This window comes from Bradyrhizobium niftali (assembly GCF_004571025.1).
GTDB lineage: Bacteria > Pseudomonadota > Alphaproteobacteria > Rhizobiales > Xanthobacteraceae > Bradyrhizobium > Bradyrhizobium niftali.
The window spans coordinates 37,175-63,170 of record NZ_SPQT01000010.1; the positions used below are offsets into that span (position 1 = coordinate 37,175).

25 protein-coding genes and 1 tRNA gene are annotated in these 25,996 nt (G+C 64.2%); 15 read left to right on the top strand and 11 right to left on the bottom strand.

The annotated features are described in order from the left end of the window. Window positions 1–2 precede the first annotated feature (2 nt). The 4 genes from E4K65_RS18740 to E4K65_RS18755 all read right to left on the bottom strand — a co-directional run bounded on the left by E4K65_RS18740 (window position 3) and on the right by E4K65_RS18755 (window position 3,412). Window positions 3–1,115 (bottom strand): amidohydrolase family protein, encoded by a 1,113-nt coding sequence (locus E4K65_RS18740; protein WP_135175426.1) that lies wholly within the window; start codon window positions 1,113–1,115, stop codon window positions 3–5. A gap of 15 nt (window positions 1,116–1,130) precedes the next feature. Next, window positions 1,131–2,192 carry an amidohydrolase family protein gene (locus E4K65_RS18745; protein WP_135175427.1) on the bottom strand — a complete coding sequence of 354 codons (1,062 nt, stop codon included), beginning with the start codon at window positions 2,190–2,192 and terminating at the stop codon, window positions 1,131–1,133. A 208-nt stretch (window positions 2,193–2,400) separates the two neighbouring features. Beyond that, window positions 2,401–2,676, bottom strand: a complete 276-nt coding sequence (locus tag E4K65_RS18750) for a YiaA/YiaB family inner membrane protein (protein WP_135175428.1) — start codon at window positions 2,674–2,676, stop codon at window positions 2,401–2,403. A 40-nt stretch (window positions 2,677–2,716) separates the two neighbouring features. Next, on the bottom strand, window positions 2,717–3,412 hold the full coding sequence (locus tag E4K65_RS18755) for a PspA/IM30 family protein (RefSeq protein WP_135175429.1): 696 nt from the start codon (window positions 3,410–3,412) through the stop codon (window positions 2,717–2,719). A 102-nt stretch (window positions 3,413–3,514) separates the two neighbouring features. Between E4K65_RS18755 and E4K65_RS18760 the strand changes: the two genes are divergently transcribed. From E4K65_RS18760 to E4K65_RS18770, 3 genes are all read left to right on the top strand, one after another. Then, the gene (locus E4K65_RS18760) at window positions 3,515–4,123 is read left to right on the top strand and encodes a TetR/AcrR family transcriptional regulator (protein WP_135175430.1); all 609 of its coding nucleotides are present in this window, start codon (window positions 3,515–3,517) and stop codon (window positions 4,121–4,123) included. Window positions 4,124–4,219: 96 nt separating this feature from the next. Then, complete coding sequence (gene hydA / locus E4K65_RS18765; protein ID WP_135175431.1) at window positions 4,220–5,674, top strand: dihydropyrimidinase; 1,455 nt, start codon at window positions 4,220–4,222, stop codon at window positions 5,672–5,674. A 94-nt stretch (window positions 5,675–5,768) separates the two neighbouring features. Continuing rightward, window positions 5,769–7,391 (top strand): ABC transporter substrate-binding protein, encoded by a 1,623-nt coding sequence (locus tag E4K65_RS18770; RefSeq protein ID WP_167770938.1) that lies wholly within the window; start codon window positions 5,769–5,771, stop codon window positions 7,389–7,391. On the opposite strand, the gene E4K65_RS18775 is transcribed toward E4K65_RS18770, so the two are convergent. Beyond that, window positions 7,388–8,731: a glycoside hydrolase family 3 N-terminal domain-containing protein gene (locus E4K65_RS18775; RefSeq protein WP_135175433.1), complete on the bottom strand. Its 1,344-nt coding sequence runs from the start codon at window positions 8,729–8,731 to the stop codon at window positions 7,388–7,390. The genes E4K65_RS18770 and E4K65_RS18775 overlap by 4 nt on opposite strands. A 189-nt stretch (window positions 8,732–8,920) precedes the next feature. Between E4K65_RS18775 and E4K65_RS18780 the strand changes: the two genes are divergently transcribed. Genes E4K65_RS18780 through E4K65_RS18790 form a run of 3 tightly spaced genes read left to right on the top strand, consistent with a single transcriptional unit; the run spans window position 8,921 to window position 12,729 of the window. Continuing rightward, complete coding sequence (locus tag E4K65_RS18780; RefSeq protein ID WP_167770939.1) at window positions 8,921–10,429, top strand: DUF4153 domain-containing protein; 1,509 nt, start codon at window positions 8,921–8,923, stop codon at window positions 10,427–10,429. A 12-nt stretch (window positions 10,430–10,441) separates the two neighbouring features. Further along, complete coding sequence (locus tag E4K65_RS18785; protein ID WP_135175435.1) at window positions 10,442–11,146, top strand: response regulator; 705 nt, start codon at window positions 10,442–10,444, stop codon at window positions 11,144–11,146. Further along, entirely contained in the window at window positions 11,143–12,729 is a 1,587-nt protein-coding gene (locus E4K65_RS18790; protein WP_135175436.1) for an ATP-binding protein, read from the top strand. The genes E4K65_RS18785 and E4K65_RS18790 overlap by 4 nt, the downstream gene beginning before the upstream one ends. Here the strand turns inward: E4K65_RS18790 and E4K65_RS47340 are convergent. Beyond that, window positions 12,726–12,866 (bottom strand): hypothetical protein, encoded by a 141-nt coding sequence (locus tag E4K65_RS47340; protein WP_007597071.1) that lies wholly within the window; start codon window positions 12,864–12,866, stop codon window positions 12,726–12,728. The two genes, E4K65_RS18790 and E4K65_RS47340, sit on opposite strands and share 4 nt — an antisense overlap. Window positions 12,867–13,137: 271 nt before the next feature. Here E4K65_RS47340 and E4K65_RS18795 point away from each other — a divergent pair, with 271 nt between their 5' ends. The 5 genes from E4K65_RS18795 (at window position 13,138) to E4K65_RS18815 (ending at window position 18,412) form a co-directional block, all read left to right on the top strand. Further along, window positions 13,138–13,533, top strand: coding sequence for a DUF3606 domain-containing protein (locus tag E4K65_RS18795; RefSeq protein WP_135175437.1), 396 nt, complete (start codon window positions 13,138–13,140; stop codon window positions 13,531–13,533). A gap of 60 nt (window positions 13,534–13,593) precedes the next feature. Then, window positions 13,594–14,088: a hypothetical protein gene (locus tag E4K65_RS18800; RefSeq protein ID WP_135175438.1), complete on the top strand. Its 495-nt coding sequence runs from the start codon at window positions 13,594–13,596 to the stop codon at window positions 14,086–14,088. Window positions 14,089–14,197: 109 nt separating this feature from the next. Continuing rightward, window positions 14,198–15,127 (top strand): alpha/beta hydrolase, encoded by a 930-nt coding sequence (locus E4K65_RS18805; RefSeq protein WP_135175588.1) that lies wholly within the window; start codon window positions 14,198–14,200, stop codon window positions 15,125–15,127. 270 nt (window positions 15,128–15,397) lie between these two features. Continuing rightward, a complete protein-coding gene (gene dctP, locus E4K65_RS18810; protein ID WP_135175439.1) occupies window positions 15,398–16,402 on the top strand; it encodes a TRAP transporter substrate-binding protein DctP in 1,005 nt (334 codons plus the stop codon). A 6-nt stretch (window positions 16,403–16,408) separates the two neighbouring features. Continuing rightward, window positions 16,409–18,412: a putative bifunctional diguanylate cyclase/phosphodiesterase gene (locus tag E4K65_RS18815; RefSeq protein WP_135175440.1), complete on the top strand. Its 2,004-nt coding sequence runs from the start codon at window positions 16,409–16,411 to the stop codon at window positions 18,410–18,412. Window positions 18,413–18,592: 180 nt separating this feature from the next. Here E4K65_RS18815 and E4K65_RS18820 read toward each other — a convergent pair whose 3' ends face one another. After that, window positions 18,593–18,754 carry a response regulator gene (locus E4K65_RS18820; RefSeq protein WP_135175441.1) on the bottom strand — a complete coding sequence of 54 codons (162 nt, stop codon included), beginning with the start codon at window positions 18,752–18,754 and terminating at the stop codon, window positions 18,593–18,595. 433 nt (window positions 18,755–19,187) lie between these two features. Here E4K65_RS18820 and E4K65_RS18825 point away from each other — a divergent pair, with 433 nt between their 5' ends. Continuing rightward, entirely contained in the window at window positions 19,188–20,411 is a 1,224-nt protein-coding gene (locus E4K65_RS18825) for an ABC transporter substrate-binding protein (RefSeq protein ID WP_135175442.1), read from the top strand. Window positions 20,412–20,607: 196 nt separating this feature from the next. Here the strand turns inward: E4K65_RS18825 and E4K65_RS18830 are convergent, their stop codons facing one another. Beyond that, window positions 20,608–22,170 (bottom strand): adenylate/guanylate cyclase domain-containing protein, encoded by a 1,563-nt coding sequence (locus tag E4K65_RS18830; RefSeq protein ID WP_135175443.1) that lies wholly within the window; start codon window positions 22,168–22,170, stop codon window positions 20,608–20,610. Between the two features lie 192 nt (window positions 22,171–22,362). On the opposite strand from E4K65_RS18830, the gene E4K65_RS18835 reads away from it, so the two are divergent. Then, window positions 22,363–23,454, top strand: a complete 1,092-nt coding sequence (locus E4K65_RS18835; protein WP_135175444.1) for an enolase C-terminal domain-like protein — start codon at window positions 22,363–22,365, stop codon at window positions 23,452–23,454. A 14-nt stretch (window positions 23,455–23,468) separates the two neighbouring features. Here E4K65_RS18835 and E4K65_RS18840 read toward each other — a convergent pair whose 3' ends face one another. After that, a complete protein-coding gene (locus tag E4K65_RS18840) occupies window positions 23,469–23,891 on the bottom strand; it encodes a RidA family protein (protein ID WP_027547420.1) in 423 nt (140 codons plus the stop codon). A gap of 225 nt (window positions 23,892–24,116) precedes the next feature. On the opposite strand from E4K65_RS18840, the gene E4K65_RS18845 reads away from it, so the two are divergent. Then, window positions 24,117–24,584: an NUDIX hydrolase gene (locus E4K65_RS18845; protein WP_135175445.1), complete on the top strand. Its 468-nt coding sequence runs from the start codon at window positions 24,117–24,119 to the stop codon at window positions 24,582–24,584. Window positions 24,585–24,596: 12 nt separating this feature from the next. On the opposite strand, the gene E4K65_RS18850 is transcribed toward E4K65_RS18845, so the two are convergent. Beyond that, a complete protein-coding gene (locus tag E4K65_RS18850; RefSeq protein ID WP_135175446.1) occupies window positions 24,597–25,070 on the bottom strand; it encodes an L-2-amino-thiazoline-4-carboxylic acid hydrolase in 474 nt (157 codons plus the stop codon). A gap of 212 nt (window positions 25,071–25,282) precedes the next feature. Between E4K65_RS18850 and E4K65_RS18855 the strand changes: the two genes are divergently transcribed. Beyond that, the gene (locus E4K65_RS18855) at window positions 25,283–25,807 is read left to right on the top strand and encodes a Cif family virulence factor (RefSeq protein ID WP_135175447.1); all 525 of its coding nucleotides are present in this window, start codon (window positions 25,283–25,285) and stop codon (window positions 25,805–25,807) included. A gap of 114 nt (window positions 25,808–25,921) precedes the next feature. Here E4K65_RS18855 and E4K65_RS18860 read toward each other — a convergent pair. Beyond that, window positions 25,922–25,996, bottom strand: a tRNA-Val gene (locus E4K65_RS18860).

Genomic DNA, 25,996 nt, shown 5'->3' on the forward strand with positions numbered 1-25,996 from the left:
TTTCAGAACTTGTAGACCGCGCGGGCATTGGTGCTGAAGATCTTCTTCCGCTCAGCCTCGGTCAGCGGCGTCTTGAAGGCGAAGCGCGGGTCGTCAAAATCCCAGTGCGGATAGTCCGATGAGAACAGCAGCCGGTCGATGCCGACCCATTCGATCAGCGCGCGCAGATGCCGGGCCTCGTCCGGCTCGTCGATCGGCTGGGTCGTGAACCAGAAGTGCTCGCGGACATATTCCGACGGCTTGCGCTTGAGATGCGGCACCTCGCTGCGGAACCGCTCGAAATGCTGGTCCATGCGCCACACCGCCGAGGGGATCCAGCCGAAGCCGCCCTCGATGAAGACGATCTTCAGCTTTGGAAAGCGCTCCGGCACGCCCTCGATGACGAGGCTCGCAAGCTGCGCGGCAATGGTGTGCGCGTTGGACTGGTGCTCCTCGACATAATAGGACGGCCAGCCGCCGCCGGTCGGCGCGTGACCGCCATAGCCGCCGACATGGATGCCGAGCGGCAGATCCAGCGCCTGCGCGCGCTCGTAGATCGGCCAGTAGCGGCGGCGGCCGAGCGGCTCGTTGGCTCGCGGCGAGACGTTGATCTGGATGTATTCACCGATCTTGGCGCAGCGCTCGATCTCGGCAATCGCAAGATCGGTCCCGTCCTGCCCGACCAGGATCGAAGCCTTCAGGCGAGGATCGCGGTGCGTCCAGAACGCCAGCTGCCAGTCATTGATCGCACGCTGGATCGCCGCCCCGAATTCGAGGTTCTGCTGCGAGAAGATGAAGAGATCGAGCACCTGGAGAATGCCGAACTCGACGTCGAGCGGATCGAGATGCTGCTTGCGCATGAAATCAAGATCGGAGCCGGGCGGCCCGCCGGTCGGCGGCCAGGCATCACGCCGCGCGATCAGCGGCGAGGACCGCGGATAGGGCGTGGTGAACAGATAGGGCGTGCGCAGATGGCTGCCGTATTCCTTCAGATGCTGCTGCCAGCGTCTTGGCAGGAACTCGTTGAGATCGTCCGTCGAGCGCAGGCTCGGATGGACGTCACAATCGACGATACGCAGCCGCGTCGCGGCAGGCTTTTCGTCGTCACGCAACGGACGGTCGATGACCTCACTCATGCGATCCTCCAGAATCTAATTTAGAGACAACCGCGGAAACGTCTCCAGGGGATTGTCGACGCACATCTTCGCGATGATGCTCTTCGGCAGGTTCGGCGGGATCGGGTCGTCGCCGTCGAACTGCCAGTGCGGGTAGTCGGACGCGAACAGGAACATTTTTTCGGAGCCGATCTGGTCGATGATCTCCTCGACGCTTTTCGCATCGCTAGGTGCATCGAACGGCTGCATGGTGACACGGAAATTGTCGCGGATGATCGATGCAGGCTCGCGCTCGACCCAGGGCACCTCGACGCGCACGCCGCGCCAGGTCTTGTTGGCCCGCCACATGAAGGCCGGCAGCCAGCTCACGCCCGACTCCATCAGCACGACCTTGAGATCGGGATATTTGCCGAACACGCCCTCATAGATCAGGCTGAGGATCTGTGCCTGAAACGCCTGCGCCTCGACGAAGTAGTATTCGTAACGATGCGACGGCCAGCCGGCGGAGCTCGGCGCCTGACGATATTGCGTACCGGCGTGGATCGCGAGCGGCAGCTTGTATTTCTCCGCGAGCTGATAGACCGGCCAGAAATGCCGCCGGCCCAGCAGCGTCTCGCCCTGCGCCAGCACCAGGATGGAGACGAAGCGATTGTCGCCGGCGCGGCGCTCGATCTCCTCGATCGCCAGATCCGGCGCCTGCATCGGCACGACGATCGAGGCGCGCAGGCGCGAATCGCGCGCGAGCCATTCGGCGGCGATCCAGTCGTTGATGGCCTTGCAGAAGTCGGCCGCCATGTAGGCGTCGAACACGGCCTGCGCACCATAGAGCACGTTGAGGATGGCGTGGCTTGCGCCCAACTGGTCGAACGCGCCCTTCTGCACCATGGCGAGATCGGAACCCGGCCTGGCGCCATTGGCCGACCGCCAGTCGGCGCGGCCTGACAGCGGCATGCTCGGCGGGTAGCTGGTAAGGTCGAGCCCGTCGATCGCCCGGCTCACCACCTGCTCTTTCCAGTGATCGCTGAGATAGGGCAGCAGCGTCGTGCGCGTGCCACCAACCGCCGGGTGGATGTCGCAGTCGATCCGCGTCACCGCCATGGATGCTTCCTCGCCGAGATCTTAGAGCAAGTCTTTATTGGCGGCGTTCTTGGTGCGCCGCCTGGGCAGAGTGCTCCGGCCGCCACCGCTTCGCAAGGGCGCGCGCCCGCGTGATCCGTCATGGCTCGGTTGCATTTCGCAGGCGCGATATGTGGATCAGCCGCGCGGTGGATGCTCCGGCACCCACCGCGTCAGCTTGCACTTCTCCTCAAGCCGCCTTGGAAACCTCCATCAAGAGGCGCTCGGCCTTGGCATCCTCGATGCGGTTCATCAGCCGGCCGCTCTCGTGATTGTCGCGCACCGTCTTGGTCAGTGTGATGCAGGTCTGGATCAGCATCACGATGCCCATGGTGAGATAGCCCTTCATCCAGAGGTCGATCGGCAGGAAGAAGATCCCGATGGCGACGAGGAACGCGGAGGCCGCGAAGGACACGTAAGTGAAGGTCACCCAGGCGTTGCTGTGGGGCTGGCCGTTCTGGTTCATGGTCGTCTCCTGTTGGTTCGAATGATGATGGGATCTGAGTTCAGGCAGTCGGCGTGCGCTTGGACTTCAACCGCGCCAGCACGTCGTCCGCGGTCGTCTTGAGCCGGGGGCCAAAGCCCTGCTCGGCGAGTTTCTCGGCGGTGGCGAGCGGTCCGCTCGCCGCATCGAGCTCGACCAGCGCATCATCGGCGGCCTGGGCCTCGATCTGCCGCTCGCGCAGGCGCCTCAAGGTGCTCTCCGCTTCCGGCAGCGTGGATTCGTAAGGACGTGCGGCCTCGATGCCGCTGCGGCGAAGCGAGCGCACCGCTTCCGAGGCACGGGCGAGGCGACGGCCGCGATCGAGCTCAGTGATGCGGGTCTGCGCGCTCGCGACGTGGCGCCTCAGCCTGATGATCTCGGTCGCGAACAAGGCGCGTGCCGTCATCGCCGCGTCGCGATCGGCTTCGAGCCCCGCGATGGCCTCGGCGGCGTCCCTGGCGAGATCCTCGCGGCCGCCGTCGAGCGCCGCGACCGCGCGGGTCTCGAGATCGGCGATGCGGGCGACGGTCGCCTCGAGCTTGCGGCCCTCCTGCTGGTCCTGTGCGATCGCCAGCGCCAGCGTCCGCTTGCTGCGCTCGACGGCGGCGGCCGCATCGCGCATCTGCTGATCGAGGATCAGAAGGGCCGTCCGGTCCTCCAGTTCCTCGCCCGCGGCGGCCACGCTGCCGCGGAAAAGTGTCACGACGGTCTTGAACATTGTCAGCTCCCTGTTTATGAGCGTTGCTCACAGATGCTTTGTAGCAGGAACATTGAACATCGTTCAATAAAAAATGAGCGACGCTCAAGAATTTGACTCCAGATGACTAAGGCCTTGGAACGTCGAGCGAAACTTCGGACCGACCTGATCCAGGCGGCCGAGCGGATGATCGCTGAGCGGGGGGTAGCGGGTCTGAAAACCCGCGATTTGGCCCGCGAGATCGGCTGCGCCAATGGTGCGGTCTACAATCTCGTCGCTGATGTGGACGAACTCGTCCTGCGGGTCGGCTCGCGCACGCTGCATCGCCTCGATAAGGCGCTCAGCGCAGCGGAAAGCGCGGGTGATCCTTCGCCACATGAGACGCTGGTCCGCATCGCCATTGCCTATTGCGACTTCGCCGCCGAAAACCTCGAACTCTGGCGCGCGCTGTTCGAGCACCGCATGGCCGCCGACAAGATCCTCCCCGACTGGTCCATCAACGACCAGATGCAGCTGTTCCGCCACATCTATCATCCGCTGGCGCTGCTGCTTCCCGAGCGCAGCCCCGAGGAACTCGGCATCACCGCGCGCAGCTTGTTCTCGGCGGTGCATGGCATGGTGGCGCTGGGGCTGGAGCAGAAGCTGGTCGCCGTTCCGCTTCCGGCGCTGCGGAACGAGATCGCGGGCCTCGTGCGCGCGATGCTGGACGGGCTGGTCGCGCGGGCTGAGTAAAAAGATCGGCGGCGGCTGACTAAAATTTCGCCTGTCGCATCGCGAGTGGTGCGCTTAGCCTTCGGGCCGTCCCTCACCTCTCCCCCGGAGTCTCCCATGCCCCTCCTCATCCGCGGCGGCACCGTCGTCAATCACGATCATTCGCGACGCGCGGACGTGCTGATCGACGGCGAGACCATCGTCGCAGTCGGGACATCGCTCAACGCGCCGACGGGCGCCGAGATCATCGACGCCGGCGGCGCCTACATCATCCCGGGCGGCATCGATCCGCACACCCATCTCGAAATGCCGTTCATGGGCACCGTCACCGCCGACGATTTCGAATCGGGAACCAAGGCGGCGCTGACCGGCGGCACCACCATGGTGGTGGATTTCTGCCTGCCCGATCCCGGCCAATCGATGCTCGCGGCCTATCAGGAGTGGCGGCACAAATCCGAGAAGGCGGCGACCGACTACGGCTTCCACATGGCGGTGACGTCGTGGTCGAAGCAGATCTATGACGAGATGGAGACCGTGGTCAAAACCTACGGCATCAACACCTTCAAGCACTTCATGGCCTACAAGGGCGCGCTGATGGTGAACGACGACGAGCTCTACAACTCGTTCGCGCGCTGCGCCCATCTCGGCGCCATGCCCGTTGTCCATGCGGAGAACGGCGACGTCGTCGCCCTGATGCAGGAGGCACTGATCGCGCGCGGCGTCACCGGCCCCGAGGGCCACGCTTATTCGCGGCCGCCGGAAGTCGAGGGCGAAGCCACCAACCGCGCCATCATGATCGCGGACATGACGGGCACACCGGTCTATATCGTGCACACGAGCTGCCGCGAGGCGCATGAGGCGATCGCGCGGGCGCGCGCGGCGGGAAAACGCGTCTACGGCGAACCGCTGATCCAGCATCTGCTGCTCGATGCCGGCGAATACCAAAACAAGGACTGGGATCATTCCGCGCAGCGCGTGATGTCGCCGCCGTTCCGCGACAAGTCGCACCAGGATAGTCTTTGGGCCGGCCTGCAAGCCGGCTCGCTCCAGGTGGTCGCGACCGACCATTGCGCCTTCACCACGGAGCAGAAGCGGTTCGGGCTCGGCGATTTCAGGAAGATCCCGAACGGCACCGGCGGCCTCGAAGACCGCCTCGCGCTGTTGTGGACCGCGGGCGTCGCCACGGGGCGGCTGACCAAGGAAGAGTTCGTCGCGGTGACCTCGGCAAACATCGCCCGCATCCTCAACATCTATCCGCGCAAGGGCGCGGTCGCCGTGGGCTCGGATGCCGATATCGTTGTGTGGGACCCCAAGGCGACGAAGAGCATCAGCGCGAAGCGGCAGATGAGCCGGATCGATTACAACGTGTTCGAAGGCTTTGCCTGCACCGGCGGACCGGCGGCGACGCTCTCGCGCGGCAGCATTGTCTGGAAGGATGGCGATCTGCGCGCCGAGGCAGGCGATGGCCGCTACGTCGAACGCCCCGCCTTCTCGCCGGTACATGTGGCGAATTCGACCTGGAAGGAGCTGACCGCCCCGCGCGCGGTCGCACGCGGAGCGGTGACACCGTAAGAACGCGATTCACGCGGGATGCGACGCCATGAAGCGCGGTTGATGGCACGCGCTTTGCCTCTTTATGTCGCAACTTTTTCTCAAGGAGGCAGCGATGAGCGCATCATCTTCCGACATGAACCGCCGCAGCGTCGTGCTCGGTGGCCTCGGCATTGCCGGAATGATGGCGATCGCGCCACGCTTCGCCCGGGCGCAGGGGCGCGCCGAGACGCTGCTGGTGGTGCAGGAGCTGGGGCCGAACTCGCTGGACATGCAGGGCGTCGGCTCCAACCAGACCGTGAACGGCCTGTCCTGGAATTGTTACGATCGCCTGCTGACCTACGCCTCCAAGACGCTGCCCGATGGGACCGTGTCCTATGATCGCGAGAAGCTCGCGCCTGAACTCGCCGAGAGCTGGGAGGTCGCGGCCGACGGCATGTCCTGCACCTTCCGCTTGCGGAAGGACGCGAAATTCCACGACGGCACGCCGGTCACGGCCAGGGACGTCAAATGGTCGTTCGACCGTGCGGTGAAGGTCGGCGGCTTTCCGACCTTCCAGATGTCGGCGGGATCGCTGGAAAAGCCCGAGCAGTTCGTGGTGGTCGACGACCACACCTTCCGCATCGACTACGTCCGCAAGGACAAGATGCTGCTGTTCAACGTCGCAGTGGTCGTGCCGTTCATCATCAACTCCGAGCTCGCGAAGAAGAACGCAACGCCTGAAGATCCGTGGGCGCTGGCCTGGCTGAAGACCAACGAGGCCGGCGGCGGCGCCTACAGGATCGAGAGCTGGAAGCCCGGCAGCGAGACCGTGTTGGCGCGCTTCGACGACTGGAAGAGCGGGCCGCTGCCGAAGGTCAAGCGCGTGATCGCGCGCGACGTTCCCTCCGCAGGCACCCGGCGCGCCATGCTGGAGCGGGGCGATGCCGATATCTCCAGCGGCTTTGCGCCGCGCGATTTCGAGCAGATCATCCGGGAGGGCAAGGTCAAGGTATCAGGCGTGCCGATCCCGAACGCGCTCTGGTACGTCGCGCTGAACACGGCAAAGCCGCCGTTCGACAATGCCAGGCTGCGCCAGGCCATCGCCTGGGCGATGCCTTACGAGCAGATCCAGAGCAGCGCCTTCTTCGGACGCGCCGTCCCCATGTATGGCGGCCCGGCCGATGTCTCAAAGCCGGTCTGGCCGCAGCCGTTTCCCTATGTCACCGATCTCGACAAGGCCAAGGCCCTGATGAAAGAGGCTGGCTTCGAGTCCGGGCTGGAAACGACGCTGTCGCTCGACACCGGTACGGCGACCGTCGGCGAGCCGACCGCGATCCTGATCCAGGAGAGCCTCGCCAAGATCGGCATCAAGGCGTCGATCGAAAAGATCCCCGGCGCGAACTGGCGCACGACGCTGAACAAGAAGGAGCTGCCGCTCGCGCTCAACCGCTTCAGCGGCTGGCTCGATTATCCCGAATATTACTTCTACTGGAATTTCCACGGCAACAACTCGATCTTCAACATCTCCTCCTACCAGAACAAGGAGATGGACGCGCTGATCGACAAGGCACGCTTCACCGCGGATGCAGCCGAGTACGACAAGTGCGTGAAGGATTTCATCGCGCTCTGCATGCGTGACGTTCCCGTCATTCCGCTCAACCAGCCGATCCACGACGTCGCCATGCAGAAGGGCGTCACCGGCTACGAGTTCTGGTTTCACCGCGAGCCGGACTACCGTCAGTTCGCGAAGGGCTAGTGCCGATCGACGACGCGGACGAGGCCTGAGGGGCCTCGCGCCTGCTCGGTCGGAAAGCCCCTTTCCAGCCGCGCCTCGCTCGCACGCAGCATCGCCGCATCGAGCTTGCCTTGCCGCGATCCGTCCAGCGCGCAGGTAAAGATCCGGTAGAACTGCGCACCGTCATAGGCGACCAGCAGCAGGTCGACGCCGGCGTTGATCGCCTCGACCACCGCCTTGCAGACGTCGTGCTGGTAGATCGCGCCCATCACGAGGTCGTCGGTCATCACCACGCCCTGGTAATTCCACTTGTCGCGGATGATGCCTTGGACGACGCGCTTCGAATGCGAGGCGGCGCGATCGGGATCGACGGCGGTGAGTGTGACATGGCCGACCATGAGCGCGCTGCGCGAATGCGACAGCACCTCGCGGAACGGGAGCCAGTCGGTTGCTTCCAGCTCCTTTACCGGCGTGTCGAGATTGGCGCTGAAATGATGCGTATCGGTGCGCACGCGCCCGATGCCGGGAAAATGCTTGAGCGTGGCGCCGACGCCGGACTCTTCCAGCCCGCGCACATAGGCGTTTGCGATCGTGCTGACCACGACGGGATCGGTCGCAATCGCCCGTTGGCCGATCAGCGTGTGGAAGTCGAGACGATTGCGGCGGCCCGGCGGCTTGAGGTCGAGCACCGGCGCCAGATTGAGGTTGACGCCGAGGCCGGCGAGCTCGCGGCCGTGGATACGGCCAAACCCTTCGGCTTTGGCCTGCTGGTCGTCGGGGGCGAGCCCGGTGAGCGTCGCCAGCGCCGGCACCTTCGTCAGCGGCGGCGCGAGATGCCCGACGATGCCGCCCTCCTGGTCGGCGGCGACGACCAGCGGCGGCAGGCTAGCTGCACGCCGCTTGTCCTGGAGCGCCGCGATCTCGGCACGCAGCGTCTCGACCGTCCGGCCGCGGATGTTGTGCCGGGTCACGTAGACGCCACCGATCAAGCCTTGCTCGGCAAGGCGCGCGACCTCGGGAAAAGAGGAATAGCCGACCATGAAGTGAGGCCCGAGCTGGCGCGCCTCGGCGGCACTGGCCCCCAGAACATCGCGCTTGCGCAACTCGAACTTCAGTTGCGCTGCCGACATCAACAGCGGCGGCAGGCACCAGAGCACGACGAGAAGCTTGCCGGCCATGGTGCGCCACCGCCCTCTGCGAAGCAGAAAAATGACAATCGCGATGCTTGCAACGACAAGCACGATGTTTCCGGCGCCGCGCAGCGGGACCAGATAAGGATCGTTCTTGTTCGCGGCCGCGAATGCGACGAGGGGCGCGGCCAGCCAGAGCAGAATGAGACCAATACGGCGGAGGAATTGCATGATGCGCCACATGCGAGAGGTGATGAATGCTTCGCACCTAACAAAGCGATTTGCGCTGCGCGAGAGGCAAAAGCGCGCCTGCACGAAAACTGCAAAAGACTCCTGAAACCGTGCAGACGATGATCGCGCCTTCTGCACAAGCAGCGTTCAGACTTCGTGATGTCACCCATCACGAGAGGTCCTTCGGACATGACGAGCCTGGCTTCGACGATCGCAGCGGACATTCAGCCGATCAGGCATTCCTCGATTCCGGCCAAGGTCGGCCTCGCGCTGGCGCTGGCCGCGCTCGCCGACTGGCTGTTCTATGGCGAGCGGATCGGACTTTCGCTCACGCTCTTTGCCGTCGCGATGGCTTGCGTGTCCGTGCTCTTCAACCATGCGGTACTGGATTTTCGGCGCGCGGCGATCGGCGGCACGATCTTCATGCTCGGTCTTATGCCCGCCGTCGAGGAGCTCAATACGCAGTCGTTCCTGATCCTGGTCACGTCGCTGACGATTGCGCTGCTGCTCGCGACCAACCCGGAGACGACTGAACTCGCCGACCGCGCCCGCGCGCTACGCAACTTTGTCCTGTTCGGTCCCTTCAGGTTCTTCCTCGAGACGCTCCAGATCTTCAACATGTCGGCCTTCACCCGCGGCATCGCGCTCTGGCTGCTGCCGGCGGCGCTCGGCACGGTGTTCATCGCGCTGTTCGCCGCGGCCAATCCGGTGATCGAGCAGTGGATCTCCCTGCTCAATCCCAAGGTCGTCTTCGAATATGTCAGCGTCTGGCGCGTGCTGTTCTGGACTTTGATGCTGGCGCTGGTCTGGCCATTCATCCATGTGCGCTGGCGGCGCAGGAAGGTTCTCACCACGACGGTCGACGATGGCCCGGTGCCGCCGCCGCTCCCGCCCCTGGTCCCGGCCGAGTTCTTGGGACCCTCGGCGATTCTGCGCTCGCTGATCCTGTTCAACCTGCTGTTCGCGGCACAGTCCATCCTCGACGGCATCTATCTCTGGGGCCATGTGGCGCTGCCGGCCAACCTGACCTACGCGGCCTACGCCCATCGCGGCGCCTATCCGCTGATCGCGACCGCCCTGCTCGCCGCTGCCTTCGTGCTGGTGGCGATGCGTCCGGGCGGACCGGCGGAGAAATCGAACGTGATTCGTCCGCTGGTGTATCTCTGGGTGGGGCAGAACGTGCTGCTGGTCGCCTCCTCCATCCTCCGCCTCGATCTCTACGTCGACATCTACATGCTGACCTACTGGCGCATCGCGGCCTTCATCTGGATGGGGCTGGTGGCGCTCGGGCTGATCCTGATCGTCGCCCGGATCGCGCTCGACCGGTCCAACCGGTGGCTCGTCAGTGCCAACCTGATCGCGTTAACGATCGTGCTCTATAGTGCCTCGCTGGTGAACTTCGATGCGTTCATTGCCGACTACAATGTCGCCCACAGCCGGGAAGTGTCAGGCAAAGGCGTGCAGATCGATATCAACTACCTCCTCACGCTCGGACCGCAGGCGTTGCCCGCAATCGACAAGGCGATGTTGCTGCGGCCCAGCGCCAATGAGAGCTGCCTTGTGTCGCGCCGCGACCTGCTTGTAGAACTTCAGCACCGGGATCTGGCCTGGCGAAGCTGGGGCTTTCGGAGCTGGCGGCTGCAACGCAGGCTCGATGCCGAGGTCAAGAACCCGCCCGGCAATCAGCCGGCCGGTTAAGCGGAGATATCCTTGGCGCATCGCATTCTCATCGTCGACGACGAAGGCCACATCCGCGAGGTCATCCGCGTCGCGCTGAAGAAGGCCGGCATGGACGTGATCGAGGCGCGCGACGGCAAGGAGGCGCTCGCCCGCTTTGCCGCCGACAAGCCTGACCTGATCGTGCTCGATATCGGCATGCCCGAGTTCGATGGCCTCGACGTCTGCCGCGAGATACGCAAGAGCTCCGACGTGCCGATCCTGTTCCTGTCGGCGCGCGACGAGGAGATCGACCGCATCCTGGGTCTCGAGATCGGTGGCGACGATTACGTGACAAAACCCTTCAGCCCGCGCGAGCTGGTGGCGCGGGTCAACGTCATTCTGCGCCGCCTGAGCCCGCGCAATGGCGAGGCCAAGGCCGGGCCGAGCGCGCTGGCGCAAGGCGGCCTGCTGATCGATCCCGAGCAGCATGTCGCGTCCTTCGCCGGCACGCCGCTGAAGCTGACCGCGATCGAGTTCGGCATTTTACGTGCGTTCCTGACCCGGCCGACCTCGGTGTTCAACCGCGAGCAGCTGATGCGCGCGGCCTATCAGCTCAACATCCAGGTCTCCGATCGCACCATCGACAGCCATATCCGCAACATCCGCGCCAAGCTCGCGGCGCTGAATTGCGAGAACGTGATCGAGACGATCCACGGCGTCGGCTTCAAGCTCGGCCGCTGCGAGAAAGAGGCATGAGCGCGGCGCCCGACAAATGGCGGCCGTCGCTCGGGCTCGTCATCTTCGCGGTGCTGGCAACCGTCGCGGTGCTGCCGCTGGTCGGCCTGTTCTTCTTCCGCCTCTACGACAACCAGCTGATCCGCCAGACCCAGGCCGAGCTGATCGCGCAAAGCCGCGTGCTGGCGACGATCTATGCGCAGGAGGTCACCGCGCGGCTCGATAGCGGCCTCACGCTCGGCGCAGAAGTGCCGCCGGGCGTGCTGCCCGACCCCGGCGACCAGGTCACGCCGATCCGGCCCGCGCTTGACCTCACCGCCAACGATTTGTTGCGGCGGCGGCCCGATGCGCAGGCAGCAATCCGCCCGGCACAGCCGGCCTATGTCGAGATCGGCGCAAGGCTGACGCCGATCATCCGCGAGACCCAGAAGGTGACGCTGGCGGGCTTTCGCATCCTCGATCCGCAGGGCGTGGTGATCGCCGGGCGCCAGGAGGTCGGCCAGTCGCTTGCGCATATCGAGGAGGTCGCAGACGCGCTGCACGGGCAGTACCGCGCCACCTTGCGCAACCGCGTGCCGGACAAGCCGCCGCCGCCGATCTATTCCTTCAGCCGCGGCCTCGGCGTGCACGTGTTCTCGGCGATGCCCGTCATCGTCAACAACCGCGTTGCGGGGGTAATCTACACCACGCGGACGCCGAGCAACATCTTCGACCATCTCTACCAGGAGCGGGCCAAGTTCGTGCTGGCCGGGCTCGCCGTGATCCTCGGCACGATCGCGATCGGCCTGGTATTCTCGCGCACCATCACGCTGCCGATGCGCGAATTGATCGACCGCGCCGCGCGGATCGGACGCGGCGACCGCGAGGCGTTCAGGCCGCTCCGGCACTACGGCACGCGCGAGTTCGCCCAGCTCTCGCACAGCTTCCTCGGCATGGCCGAGCAGCTCGCAAGGCGCTCCGACTACATCGCGACCTTCTCGGCCCATCTCACCCACGAGCTGAAGTCGCCGCTGACCTCGATCAAGGGTGCGGCCGAGCTGCTGCAGGATTCGGTTCAAGGCAAGTCGGGCAGCCTGACGCCGGCCGAGCAGACGACGTTCATCGCCAACATCCTGTCCGACACGCAGCGGCTGGAGGCGATGGCGCAGCGGCTGCGCGAGCTCGCCCGCGCCGAAAGCCTGCCGCAGAACGAGCGCACCGAGCTTGCGCCCGTCATCGCCGACCTCCGGAGCCGGTTTCCGGCAAGCGCAATCTCGGCCAGCGGCAGCCTCGACCGGGCGATCGGCATGTCCAGCGAGAAGGCACTGATCGTGCTGTCGCATCTCGCCGACAACGCGATGCGGCACAAGGCGAGGTCAATCAGGCTGGAGGCGGTGGACGAGCGGACGACCCTGCTTCTGACGGTGAGCAATGACGGCGAGCCGATCTCGGCGCCGAACCGCGACAGGATCTTTGACGCGTTCTTCACCACCCGCCGCGACCAGGGCGGCACCGGGATGGGGCTGGCGATCGCGCGCGCGGTGATGGCGAGCCATGGCGGCTCGATCAGGCTGAAGCCGACCGACGAGGGCGCGGCCTTCGAGCTGCAGTTTCCAGTCGCCTAGATCGCGAACACCCAGGCGGCGACAATGGTGCCGATGGTGACGAGACCAGCGATGGTCCAGCCGGCGGCATATTCCAGTTCAGGGTGACCGGTCGCCCGCATGATCTCTGCCGGATCGGCGGTATGCTTCTCTGCCATGACAGCCTCGCACGTTTCTCCCCGTGTCTATGGATTAAGTCGCACCAGCCGCCATAAGGTTCCATCACGGACATGCGAGGAATAAAAAAACGCGAAAACAACCCCATGCACAGTAGAAAGCCTGCTCCGGCACGAGGCCAGGTCGCGCCGCACAACCGCATGACGCGCCGAACCAAAACGGCCCCGCCGCACAATTGCCGCGTGCCCCGCGCCTTGCCTTCCAAATCCGGTTGCATGCTAGACTGGACGCCATCCACGGCAGGAGGGAAGCATGGCCGACAGCAAGGCAAAGCGGGGCGGAGCCGATCGCGCCCTGATTGCGCTCACCGAGAAATACGAAGTCGCCTATTGGTCGAAGAAGTTCAAGGTGACGCCGGCCAAGCTGAAATACGCCGTCAAGAAGGTCGGCCACTCCGCCAAGAAGGTCGAGGCCTACATCAAGCTCCAGAAGCACCGCGCCTCCGACAAGAGCCGGATCGCGCTCGGCGAGGCCTATGAGGTCCGCTACTGGTCGAAGAAATTCAAGATCACCGCGGCCAGGCTGAAGGCCGCCGTGGCCGCAGCCGGCCATTCCTCCAGGAAGGTGGAAGCGTATCTCGCAGCCCAGAAGGCGGCGAAAAAGGCTAGGAAGGCGAAGAAAACGGTCAAACGGAAGAAGGCCGCCTGAGATTTCGGGCCGATTTTCGGACTCATTTTCGGACTCATTTTCGGACTCTTGGAGGCAGGGATGACATCCGGCCGATCGATCCTATCCTGCGCCCTTGTTCTTGCCGCCACGTCCCACCTCGCCGGCGCCTCCGCGACCACGCCCGCAAAGGTCTCGGGCGCGACGGCGCTGGCGCTTGCGGGCGTGATCGCGCCGCTGTCGCCGAACCTCACCGGCGCCGAGAAGAAGGCGGTGGCGATGCTGTTCGCCGCCAATGCCGACATTCCCTACAAGAAGGCGATCGTGGTGACGGCCGACCGGATCGTCTGCCGCACCGGCAATGTCGACATCACCGTTCGCAATTGCGAGGTGACCTTCGGCAAGAAGGTGAAGACGGTGAACGGCTCCACCGCCAACGAGATCTTCGCCACCGAAGCGCTGGCCGGCGTTCCGCCCGACGGCGCGGCGGGATCGAATTTCGAGAGCCTCGCCAAGCTGAGCTGCACGATCGACCCCAACGCGATCAAGCGGAAGGACGGCAGCGGCGCGGATTGCACATTCGAGCCGGGGAATTGAGAGCCGAAGGTGCCGTCAAATCGCCTCAAGACCAGCCAACTAATAAGGCGAATTGAAAAGACAGGCCCCGACAGCGAGCCAATATGAGCGCGCAAGGCCCGGCACCATCATGAAGAATTATCTCGCATTTTTGCTTGTTCTGACCGTCTCGACAGCCTCCGCGCATGGTCCGGTTCCGGCCCGGCTGACTGCGCCGCCCGAGCTGGTCCGCGTCGGGCTCACCGATAACGACACCACCGCCGGCGGTACCGCGCGGCTCTGCGAGCAGGTCACCTTCGCGCGCGGCCTGCGCTACGGCGAGAGCGAGGCCAATGTGCTCGATGTCGCCACCAGCGCGACCAAGGCGGATACGCCGCGGCCGGTGCTGCTGTTCGTGGCGGGCGACACCTTTACCGGCGACCATGCGGCGCCGGAGCTGTCGCGCCAGATCCAGGACCAGGCCATGTGCTTTGCCGCGCGCAACGACATGATCGGGGTGCGCGTCAGCTATCGCCTCGCGCCGGCGGCGAGCTGGCCCGTCGGGGCGACCGACGTGGCGGCGGCGCTGTCCTGGGTCCACGGCAATATCGACCTGTTCAATGGCGACGCCCGCGAGATCGTCGCGGTCGGTTATGGCGCCGGCGCCTTTCACGTCGCCACCCTGCTGGCGCATCCCGAGCTCCAGACCGACCGCGCCGACGTCGCGGGCGTCGTGCTGGTGTCCGGGATCTACCGTGCGGGCAAGGACGCCAGCGACAGCGTGAAGGCCTATCTCGGCGGCGACGCCACCCAGTACGACAAGCGCTCGGTCTTCCCCGGCATCCTCAATGTCGACGTGCCGATCGTGCTGGCCTGGGCCGCGGACGATTCCGCCGGGGTGGTGGCACAGGGCGAGACCCTGAAGAAGACGCTCTGCGGCGCCGGCCATTGTCCGCGCGGCACCATCCTGCGCAGCCGCGACGGCATCGCCGCCGCGTTCGGCCTCGACGGCTCCGGCGACAGCCTCGCCGAGCCGACGCTGCTGCTGGTGCATCAGCTCGAGGCGCGGGGACTGCCGTAAGGGCGGTTGCGAGCGGCGCGCCGATAACGTCCGCCGCACGGGCACGAGCTGCTGACGTAAGCCAAATCGCATTGGCGGCTCCCAGACAATTGTCTCGCCGGCGTTAGCACGCCTCAAACCACGATTCGCGATTTGGTCGCCGCCCGGACCGCCGCATGCTATCTAGGAGAGTTATCTGGGGCATTTCTATCTATGGGGGTTCGCTGGAGACCAAGGAAATCGGCGTTTCGCACAACCGAGTGACGCGCCGCCGCCACGAACGGAAAACCGATGCTCAAGTTGCTGGCACGATGCGCGGTGATCTCTGTTGTGTTGATTTCGGCGTCGGCAGCCGAACCGGTCAAGCTCAAACTGGCCTTCCCTAGTTCCGACCGCTCGACGAGCTATCTCGCCGCGGTCAGACCATTTGTCGACGCGGTCAACACCGAAGCAAGAGGCCTGATTGAAATCGAAACCTATTTCAGCGGCGTGCTCGGCAAGGATCCGGCTGAGCAGCCCCAGCTCGTGCTCGATGGTACGGCCGACATCGCCTACGTCGTGACAGGCCTGACGCGCAACCGGTTCGCAGACAATGCAATCATCGAGATGCCCGGTCTGTTTACGAGCATGCGGGAGTCCGTTGCCGTGTTCACCCGGCTCGTGGCCGCCAACGCTTTGCAGGGTTTCGATGACTACACCGTGATCGGCGCCTATGTCACCGAACCGGAGACGATCCACAGCAAGATCCCGATCACGTCGCTGAATGATCTGAAGGGCAAGAGAATTCGCGTCAACAATCCCGGCGAAGCCGCCGCGCTGGAAAAACTCGGAGCACAGCCCGTGTTTCTGGCGGTCACCAAGATCTCGGAAGCCATCGGCAACGGCAGCATCGATGGCGCGCTCGTGCCACCGTCTCCATTGGTCGACTATGGCATCAAACGCGTTGCAACTTATCATTACCTTCTTGGAATCAGCGGCGCGCCATTGATGGTTTTGATGAACCGAAAAACGTTCGATCGGCTGCCCGAATTGGCCCAGGCGATCATCCTCAAATACAGTGGTGAGTGGGCTGCCGCGCGCTTCATGGATACCTACGAAGCGGTGGAAAACAGCATTATGCGGGAACTGAAATCCGATCCGAAGCGCCAAGTGATCATGCCCTCGTCGTCGGACCTCGATGCGGCAAATGCCGTGTTCGCAGCCATTGCCAATGATTGGGCTTCAAAAAGCGAGCGCAATGCCGAACTGCTGAAAACGGTCCGGACCGAGCTCACGAAAATGCGATCGACCCGGTAGCCGCGGATGCCGTCGCTCGCCAACATCTGGCCTCAGCGAAACATCGTCACCATCGTCGCTGCGCTCGCCATCCTGTTGACGGGTACCGGGATGACGCTGAAGATCACGACCGATCACCTTCTCCGCCAAGATGCGATGTCGACCGCACGCAGCTGGGCGAGTTTCCTGGCGGCCAGCGTCACCGATCTTGAGCAGATCGCCGGCGGCGAGCAGCCTTCAGCCGCGAGTCTAAGGTTCTTCCTGTCGGCGCGAAATTCCGGCGAGGTCTTTCACTACGAAATATTCAACCGCAATGGCTACTCCCAGCTCGTTTCGACCCGCGAAAAGATCGCGCTCGTCGACTTGTCCGAATACAGCCCCGATGCGGCGCGATCAGTGGTTGACGGTCGTCCGATCGTCGACGTCAGGGAGGGAAGTTCGCCCGACCGACCGGCATTCTTCGCCCGCGCCTATGTCCCGGTCCAGACCGATGGTCGCCTCACCGCGGTCGTTGCGGCCTACGTCGATGAAACCGAGCAACGCAAGAATGTCCACAATACGTTCCTGACCGCGGCCGTATTCCTTTGCCTGCTGTCGGGCCTCGCCTTCTCCATTCCCGCGATTGCGTGGTATCGTGAAACAAAGGTGAAGCAGGCTGACCGACGCATCCGATTCCTCGCCCACCATGACGCGTTGACCGGACTGACCAATCGTCCCCATCTGATCGAAAAACTGGAGAGAGCTCTCGCTCACTTGCCGAAGAGGGGCGGCAGCCTTGCAGTGCACTTCATCGACGTCGACCGCTTCAAGGAGGTCAACGATACGCTTGGTCATGACGGCGGCGATTTTCTGCTCAAGACTATCGCGGAGCGTCTGCGCGCAACGGTCCGGATCGACGACGTGGTGGCCCGGCTCGGCGGGGACGAGTTCGTCGTCGTGCAGTACGACGTCGCCGGCAGGACGCAGGCCGAGTCGTTTGCGCGCCATCTTGCCACCGCTGTAAATGCTCCGGTGAAGTTCAAGCAGCACGAGATCCTCACCACCGCCAGCATCGGCGTGGCCCTGGCGCCGGAGGAAGCCACCACCGCGGAGCAGTTGCTCAAGAGCGCCGATCTGGCGCTGTACGCGGCCAAGGCAGCGGGACGCAATTGCATCCGATTTTTCCTGCCCGAGATGGATACTGCGTTGCAAGCGCGAATCGAGCTCGAGAGGACAATCCGCGAGGCGGTGCTGAATGATCGCTTCGAACTGCATTACCAGCCGCTCTTCGAAATGTCTCAGCGCCGCCTTGCCGGCTTCGAAGCGCTGATCCGTTTGCCCGCGGCGGACGGAACGCTCATTCCGCCATTGACCTTCATTCCCGTCGCCGAGGAGTTGCGGCTTATCGACCAGATCGGGGCGTGGGTATTGCGGGAGGCATGCCGCACCGCCGCGACCTGGCCGGAGCACCTGACCGTTGCAGTGAACCTGTCGCCCACGCAGTTCGTGGCGGGCAGCATCAGCGGCATCGTCGCCGCCGCACTGAAAGAGGCGGGCCTCGCGGCGCACCGGCTCGAATTGGAGATCACCGAAAGCCTGCTGCTCGGCAACACCGAAACGATCATGGCGCAGCTCCTGACGCTCAAGGCGATGGGCGTAGCGATCGTGATGGACGATTTCGGGGCCGGATATTCGAGCTTCAGCTACCTGTGGCGCTTTCCGTTCGACAAGATCAAGATCGATCGAAGCTTCATACAGGGCCTCGACGGCTCCCATTGTCAGGTCGGGACGGTGGTGAAAGCGATCATCGCGCTTGGACGCGAGTTGCACATGCGAGTGACGGTCGAAGGCGTCGAAACCGCCAACCAGGCGGCTTTTCTCGAATCGGCCGACGGTGATCAGGCCCAGGGGTTCTTCTTCGGTCGGCCGGTCCCCGCCTCGGAGCTCAGCGCCAGCATTCTCGCGGACTTTGAGAAGACAACGCCGACGCCTTCGTCCGCGACTGCACAAGCGGCCAAGCTGCGCCTCGTCAACTTGTCGGCTGAACGGTAGCACGGACCCTTTGCCTGTATCGGCCAACGCGGCTCTTGGCAGATCTCTATTGCAGACAATTCGCGTGGGCTTGAAAGAATTGGTCGTGCGTCTTTCGCAAGCGGAGCGCTGCAATCGGCTCTTCTCGACCAAAGCCCGCCTCTGGGCTTCCGGCGCTCGATCGTTCCGGGTCGCGCGCCCCTACGTGGGCGCCCGCAATTCGCTCTGAAACCAAGCCAGGGTTTTGGCCGATCTCATCGGGTCGACCAGTTCGACCGCGATCGGATCGACGAAATTGCAAGCGGGACATTCGAAGGTACGAATGTCAAAACCGGCGGGGCCGGGCGTGATGCGCGCCAGCATCGTTGTTGTCTGGCATTTAGGACAAGGTGGTCGCTGAATGGTCATGAGACTCGCCTGGATCCGGCGGGAGTACGATACTCTCAGTCACCGATGGATGCGGATGGGGGCGGTGATGGACCATCATGGAACCATGAGCTCTGCTGCCACTGGTCAATATTGACCACCATCCAAATTAAGGCCTGCTATCCCGAACGTGATCTTACACAGATCGATTCATTTTTCATCGGTCGATTGCCAAACCAAACCCGCCGAGCGCAACCCCGAGTTCGCCAAGACATCGGCGCGTCAGCACGCCTGCCATTTCGAGGACGACAAGTACGCCGCTTCGAAAACGAACCGTCGAGCCATACGATTGACAAACGCTTGACCTAGATCAAGCGGGCTTGACCGGTTGAGCCGATTTCCATGTGGGGCCAACATCAAGGTGTCGGACATGCGCATCGTCGGCAGGATGGCGCTCGTTTTCGTGGTCGCGTTCGCCTCGCTCGGCGCGATGTCGCAGCAACACGCAGACCAATCCGCAAGCGACAACGAAATCCGCATCGGCAATGTCATGCCGTATTCGGGGCCGCTCTCGGAATTCGGCGCGATCGGGACGGCGGAGGCCGCCTATTTCGACATGATCAATGCGCGCGGCGGCATCAACGGACGCAAGATCCGCTTCATCACCCGCGACGACAATTCCGATCCGGCGGCCGCACTGGAGCTGACCCGCAATCTGGTGGAGCAGGACGACGTCCATCTCATGTTCGGCTCGTTCGGCACGCCCGGGAATCTCGCCACGCGCCGGTATCTGAACGAGAAGAAGATCCCGCAGCTTTTCCTCGCCTCTGGCGACGAGGAGCTGAGCCAGGCCAAGGCGTTTCCCTGGACCATGGGCTGGCAGCCGTCGTTCCGGTCGGAGGGGCGCATCTACGCCAACTACATCCAGGCCTATTATCCCAGGAAGAAGATCGTCGTGCTCTGGCAGAACGACCAGTTCGGGCGCATGCTCTACAAGGGCATCCAGGAAGGTCTCGGCGACCTCAACCGTCTCGTCCTCGTCGACATCGCCTTCGACATCAACGACGAGCATCTCGAAGGGCACGTCTCGATCCTGAAGCGCGCGGGCGCCGATATCTTCGTCTTTCTCGGCGTGCCGTCGACGGCGTCCAAGGTGATCAAGCTGGCGGCGTCGCTCAAATGGCGTCCGGTCTTCATCGTGAACGATGCCTCCGCCTCGATCGCCAATGCGATGGCGCCGGCGGGCCTGGAAAACTCGGCCGGCGTGATCTCGGCCGCCTTCCTGAAGGATCCGAGCGATCCCGCATGGAAAGACGATCCCGCCATGAAGGACTGGTTCGCCTTCATGGACCGGTACCATCAGATCGAAAGCACGAACAACAGCGCGGCAGTCTTTGGCTACGCCGCAGCCGAGGCGCTGACCAAGGTGCTGAAGCAATGTGGCGACGACCTCTCGCGCGAGAACATCATGCGTCAAGCGGCTTCGCTCAAGAGTTATCAGCCCTCCGTTGCGCTGCCCAACATCAGGATGAGCACCTCGCCCAACAGCTATCTGCCGATCAAGCAGATGCGGCTGGTCCAGTTTGACGGCCGCTCCTGGCAGCTCTTCGGCGAGGTGATCGAGACGGCGTTCACGGAAGGCGCGGCGCGCTAGCCTGCTCAGGCGCACCTTTTGCCTGGCTGCCCCTCTCCCCCGCCCTCCCCCGCAAGGGGGGAGGGAGCGCAGTGTGCCGAGCGGCGAGTCACCTTAGCAGCCACGCGCACAGGTGCGTTCCCTCCCCCCTTGCGGGGGAGGGTTAGGGAGAGGGGTGCCACGCGGCACACTCTCTCGATCGGAAACGACGCACGCCTCACGCCGGCTTCAGCGAGGCCAGCGCGCTTTCCAGCAGCGAGCGCACACGTGCGGCGTCGCCTGACTTCACCACCGCGGGATCGAGATAGAGCTCGAGGCCGGGCGCGCGCTCGGTGATGATGCCGCTCTTCTCCGCTGCGGCATCGTTCAGCGCGTCGACCGAATAGGGAATCACCTCGCGGCTGATGCCCTTCATCGTGATCGCCGGCAGCGCATGGGCGCGGACGATGTCGCTGACCAGCGCAAAGGTCTCGTAGCTCAGCACGATGCCGCCTGGCTCGGCGATCGATTGCAGGCGCGCGGCGAGGTTCGCTTCGGGACCGATGATGATGTAGTCCATGCGGTCGCTGCTGCCGAAATTGCCGACATTGCAATAGCCGGAATTGATGCCCATGCGCGAGCGGAACGGCTGCTCGATGCCGGAGGCGCGCCACTTCGCATTGAGCTCGGCAAGCCGCTGCTGCATCCGCCAGGCCATCTGGAGGCAGGCCTCGGCGTCGGCGCGATCGCCCCTGGTCTCGGGGTCGCCGAAGAAGATCAGCATGGCGTCGCCGATGAACTTGTCGATGGTGCCGCCATATTCATGGGCGATCGCCGACATCTCGGTGAAGTATTCGTTGAGGAGCTGGGTCAGCAATTCGGGCTGAAGGCGCTCCGCGGTCGCGGTGAAGTTCTGGATGTCGGAGAAGAAGATCGTGAGCTTCTTGCGCTCGGTGTGGATGGTGACGTCCTTCTGACCGGAGAAGATGCTCTTGTAGACCTGCGGCGGGATGTAGCGCGAGATCTTCATCGAGAGCGAGGCGAGGAAGTCGTTGGCGGATTCGAGCTCCTTGTTCATGCCCTTGATGCGGCTCGCCTGGCGGCGCTGGAGCGAGAGGAACGACAGGCCACTGCCCGCGGCGATCAGGAAATAGGCCAGCAGGAACTTGAACGAGAAGATGTTGGCGGCGATCGGCTGGGCGATGATCACCTCCTGGATGCCCCTGATATCTCCGACCTTCCAGTCCTTCTTCGGGCTTTCGGGATGACTGTTGTGGCAGCTCACGCAGGCCGGCCCCATCGTGACGGGGGCGACGAGGCGGACCTTGTCGTTGAACAGCGAGGTCTCGGTCTCCAAGATCTTCTGCTCGGGATCCCTGCGCAGCGCGTCGAGCGCGTCCTTCTCGAACTTGTCGAGCTGGTGCGGCGCACGGTTCTGGAACGGGAAGTCCGAGACGAAGCGGTAGGTGATATTCTCCTGCTGCGCGCCGATCACCCGTCCGAGCTCCAGCGACAGCGTTGCCGGGATCGGGATCGCGCCGGGGACGGATTCGTAGTTGTGGACCACCCTGGTCGTGCCGTTCGGATTGGCGATGATGCGCCCGACCACGTTGGTCGCGTAATAGCTGCGCACGCTCGTGATCACCGAATTGAGATCGGCGGCCTGCCGGCGCAGCGCCGTCTTGCTCAGCTCGGTCAGGTCCAGCCACACCGCGAGCGGCAGCGCGAGCAGCAGGAAGGCGATCGCGGCACCGGTCAGGATGCCGCTCTTGCGCTGTTCTTCGGCGATCTCTTGTTTCACTTTGTGGCTCCGTTGCGTGCGTTTTTGTCGCAACCTCTCGCGATTTGCGGCAAAGCCTGCGGCGGCACAGAGCCAACAAACGCGCCCCCGCGCAACCCCATTTTATGGTGGTCGCACCAAGCGTCTTTCCGTTTCATCACGAAGGTTTAAGATCGGGACCAACCTGCGTTGATCAATCCGGAACCAGTGCCCATGACCGAGACCGTCCGCATCAAGCGCTTCATTGCGCGGCCTGTGATCGTGCCGATGAACCTGCCGCTCCAGACCTCGACCGGGGCGGTCGCAAAGGCGCCGCTGGTGCTGATCGACTGCGAGACCGACCAGGGCGCCCGCGGGCACGCCTATCTGTTCTCGATCACGCCGTCGGCCTTGAAGCCGCTGACGGCGATGGTCGCGGAGATGTCGGAGTTGCTCGCCGGCGACGAGCTGCTGCCGTTCGAGATCGAGCGCAAGCTGACCCAGCGCTTTACGCTGCTGGGCCTCGCCGGCCTGCAGCGGCTGGCGCAGTCCGGCATCGACATGGCGGCCTGGGACGCGCTGGCCCGCACACGCGGCCTGCCGCTGGCGAGGCTGCTCGGCGGCGCGCCGAAACCGGTCAAGGCCTACAATTCGAAGGGGCTCGGCATCATGCCGGCGAGCGCCGCGGTGGAAGAGGCGCACAAGCTGCTGGCCGAGGGTTTTCACGCCGCCAAGATCCGCGTCGGCCGGCCGGATGCGCGGGAGGATCTGGCCGTGGTGCGCGCGGTGCGAAACGCCGTCGGCGACCGGATCACGCTGATGTGCGACTATAACCAGGCGCTCACGGTGACCGAGGCGATCCGCCGCGGCGAGATGCTCGACGACGAGGGGCTGACCTGGATCGAGGAGCCGATCCGCCACGACGATTACGCCGGCTGCGCCCGCATCGCGGACGCGCTGGGCACGCCGGTCCAGATCGGCGAGAATTTTGACAGCGCCTTCGCGATGCAGTCGGCGCTGTCGGCGGAAGCCTGCGATTACGTGATGCCCGACGTGCAGCGCATCGGCGGTGTCACCGGCTGGCTCCGCGCCGCATCGCTCGCGCATGCCGCCGGCATCGAGATGTCCACCCATCTGTTCTCGGAGGTCAGCGCACACCTGCTGTGCGTGACGCCGACCGCGCATTGGCTGGAATATGTCGACTGGGCCGACGCGGTGCTTTCGACGCGTTTGACGATCGAGGACGGCTTTGCGCTGCCGGGCGAGGAGCCCGGCAACGGGATTGCGTGGGACGAGGCGGCGGTCTCCAAGTATCTCGTCGGATAAGACTGACCGCCGTCCTAGGCCCGAACAGCGGCGATCATGCTCAGCTCGACCGGCGCCCCTCGCGGCAACTCGGCGACGCCGACGGACGTACGCGTGTGACGACCGCGATCGCCGAGGCGTTCGATCAGCCGGTCGGAGGCACCGTTCATGACTTGCGACTGCTGGGTAAATCCAGGCGCCGAGGCGACGTATCCCACGAGTTGCAGGACCTGGACGACCCTGTCCTCTCCGCCTGTGGCGTGGTTGATGGCGGCAATGCAGAGATCCGCGCAAAGGGCCGCAGCCTCTTGCGCGGCCGCGATGTCGACACCTGCACCGACCTTGCCCGCATATAGCAGGTCTTCGCCGCGACGCGGGAGCTGACCACTGACATACGCAATTCCAGCATGGATGATCACCGGCAGGTAGTTGCCGCCGGGCTTGTTCACACTGCTCATCTCGCCCACTTGCCTTCTCTTCGCGTCCGGCGAAGCGACACCTGTCGCCGAACGCCACAATCTGGATCTCACCACGCCCGTCGCCGTGGTGGATGACCGGACAATGGCAGGCAGGACCTCACGGATCAAGGCTGCGAAGCTTTTGCAGGCTGAAAGCGATCCAGGCCGGACGACATTCGCCTGCGCGCATTGCGCAGCCGCGGCGAGCACGATAACGATGCCCCCATGACCACATGGCGCCCCCATCCCGGCATCAGGGTTGTCGCGATCGGCCTGCACTGGCGGGCCGGGCGCCTGCTGGCGGCCGAGGTTCGCGACAATGCAGGCCGGATCAGGGGCGTCCGTCCGCTCGGCGGCGAAATCGAATTCGGCGAGAGCTGGCGGACTGCGCTGATACGGGAATTCAGGGAAGAGCTCGGCATCGACATCACCATCAAAGGCGAGCCGTTGATGATGGAGAACATTTTCGTGCACGAGGACGCCATCGGGCACGAGGTGATGTTCATCGCCGAGGTGGCATTTCCGGACGGCGCGTTCGGCGGCCAGGACCGCATCGATTTCCGCGAGGACAATGGCGAGCAGATCGTGGCGCGCTGGTTCGACCTCGCCGATCTCGACGTGGAGGGCGGACCTAGCCTCTATCCGGGCGGACTGAAGGATTTGCTGCGGGGAGCAGGAGACGGGACTGCGTGAGAGGCGCCCCTCTCATCGCGCCGCGCCGTCATCGCGCCGGTAGCGGAAGTCGCAATGATCGGCGCCTTGCATGATCGTCTGCGTGCGCGTGAGCCTGACGTCGGGGCCGAATCCTTCGGAGGTTGCAAAGTCCGCGGTGCAGACCAGGAGAAAGCCGAGTTCCGGCTCACCCAGCGCCTTGTAGAACTCGGCATAGGCGCATCGTTTGACGTCGAACGCGAAGGCGTCGTGGCTCTGCTCGATCACGTCATAGGCGAGCGCATCGTCGCGGGCATAGGTCCTGAACGCCGACGAGACGGCCTTGCCGAGATCGCTCTCGTTCTTGGCTTTCCAGAATTCCTCGCCGAAGCCGCGATAGAGATCGCCGAGCGTCTTGCGCACCAGCGCGTTGGCGCGCGCCTCACCGAGCTCGGCCTGGAGCGCCCTGACCAGCGGCACCAGCACCTGCGCCTGGATCTTTGCCTGTTCGATGACGGATGTGCTCATGGTCAGGCTCACGACTGGGATGGAATCGTAGCCCGCGAGACGATACCTCAACTTGACGCTGACGACGAGAGTTTGCCAGTTACGTCCCGCGGCATCCGACATGGCCTGAACCAACGCATCCGTGATGCCGAGGCGATCGCTGATCGCGCGATCCTGAAAAGCCGGCGAGGCGGCTGGTGGTATGATTATCGTCATCCAAAAGAGAGGTGAACATGCCCCCGTCCGAGATGTCTCCAGTCCACGTCAGGCCACGACCATTTGCACGGCGCCGTCATCTTGCCGCGACTGCCGCGGCGCTGTTTCTCGCCGTGACAGCCTGGTCAGTCGGGCCTGCACTGGCCGCAGCAAATGATGCCGAGGCCCGAACCATCTTCGAGAAGTTCATTGCCGCGCAGAATGCGCACAACGCGGACGATGTGAAGGCCATGCTGTGGAATTCGCCCGGCACGCTGCTGTTTGCGCGAGGCATCGAAACCAGAGGCCGTGATGCGGTCGCGGACCGCTTCAAGGGCTACTACGCGGGCACCTGGCACCTCGAGCCCGACATGTCGAAATTCCACGTCGCCGTGATCTCGAACGAGGTCATGCAGGTCCTCGTTCCCATCGTCTTCACGCGCGGCCTTCCCGGCAAGCCACCGCAACAGAATACGTTTCTGATCAGCCAGACCTACGTGCGGGATGCGAACGGCTGGTCCGTCGCGTCCGTCCTGCCGGTCGCGAATACGGAACTGAAATAGCTCGATTTCGCCTCGTCGGGGATTGGCTTGCCTAGCCGAAGCTCGCGGCGGCAGCCCGCCTGCGCCCGTTGGGCTTCGGCGCGGCATCCTTCTCTCGCTATCGCGAGCGAAGGATGGTGGGCACGACAGGGATCGAACCTGTGACCCCTACCATGTCAAGGTAGTGCTCTCCCGCTGAGCTACGTGCCC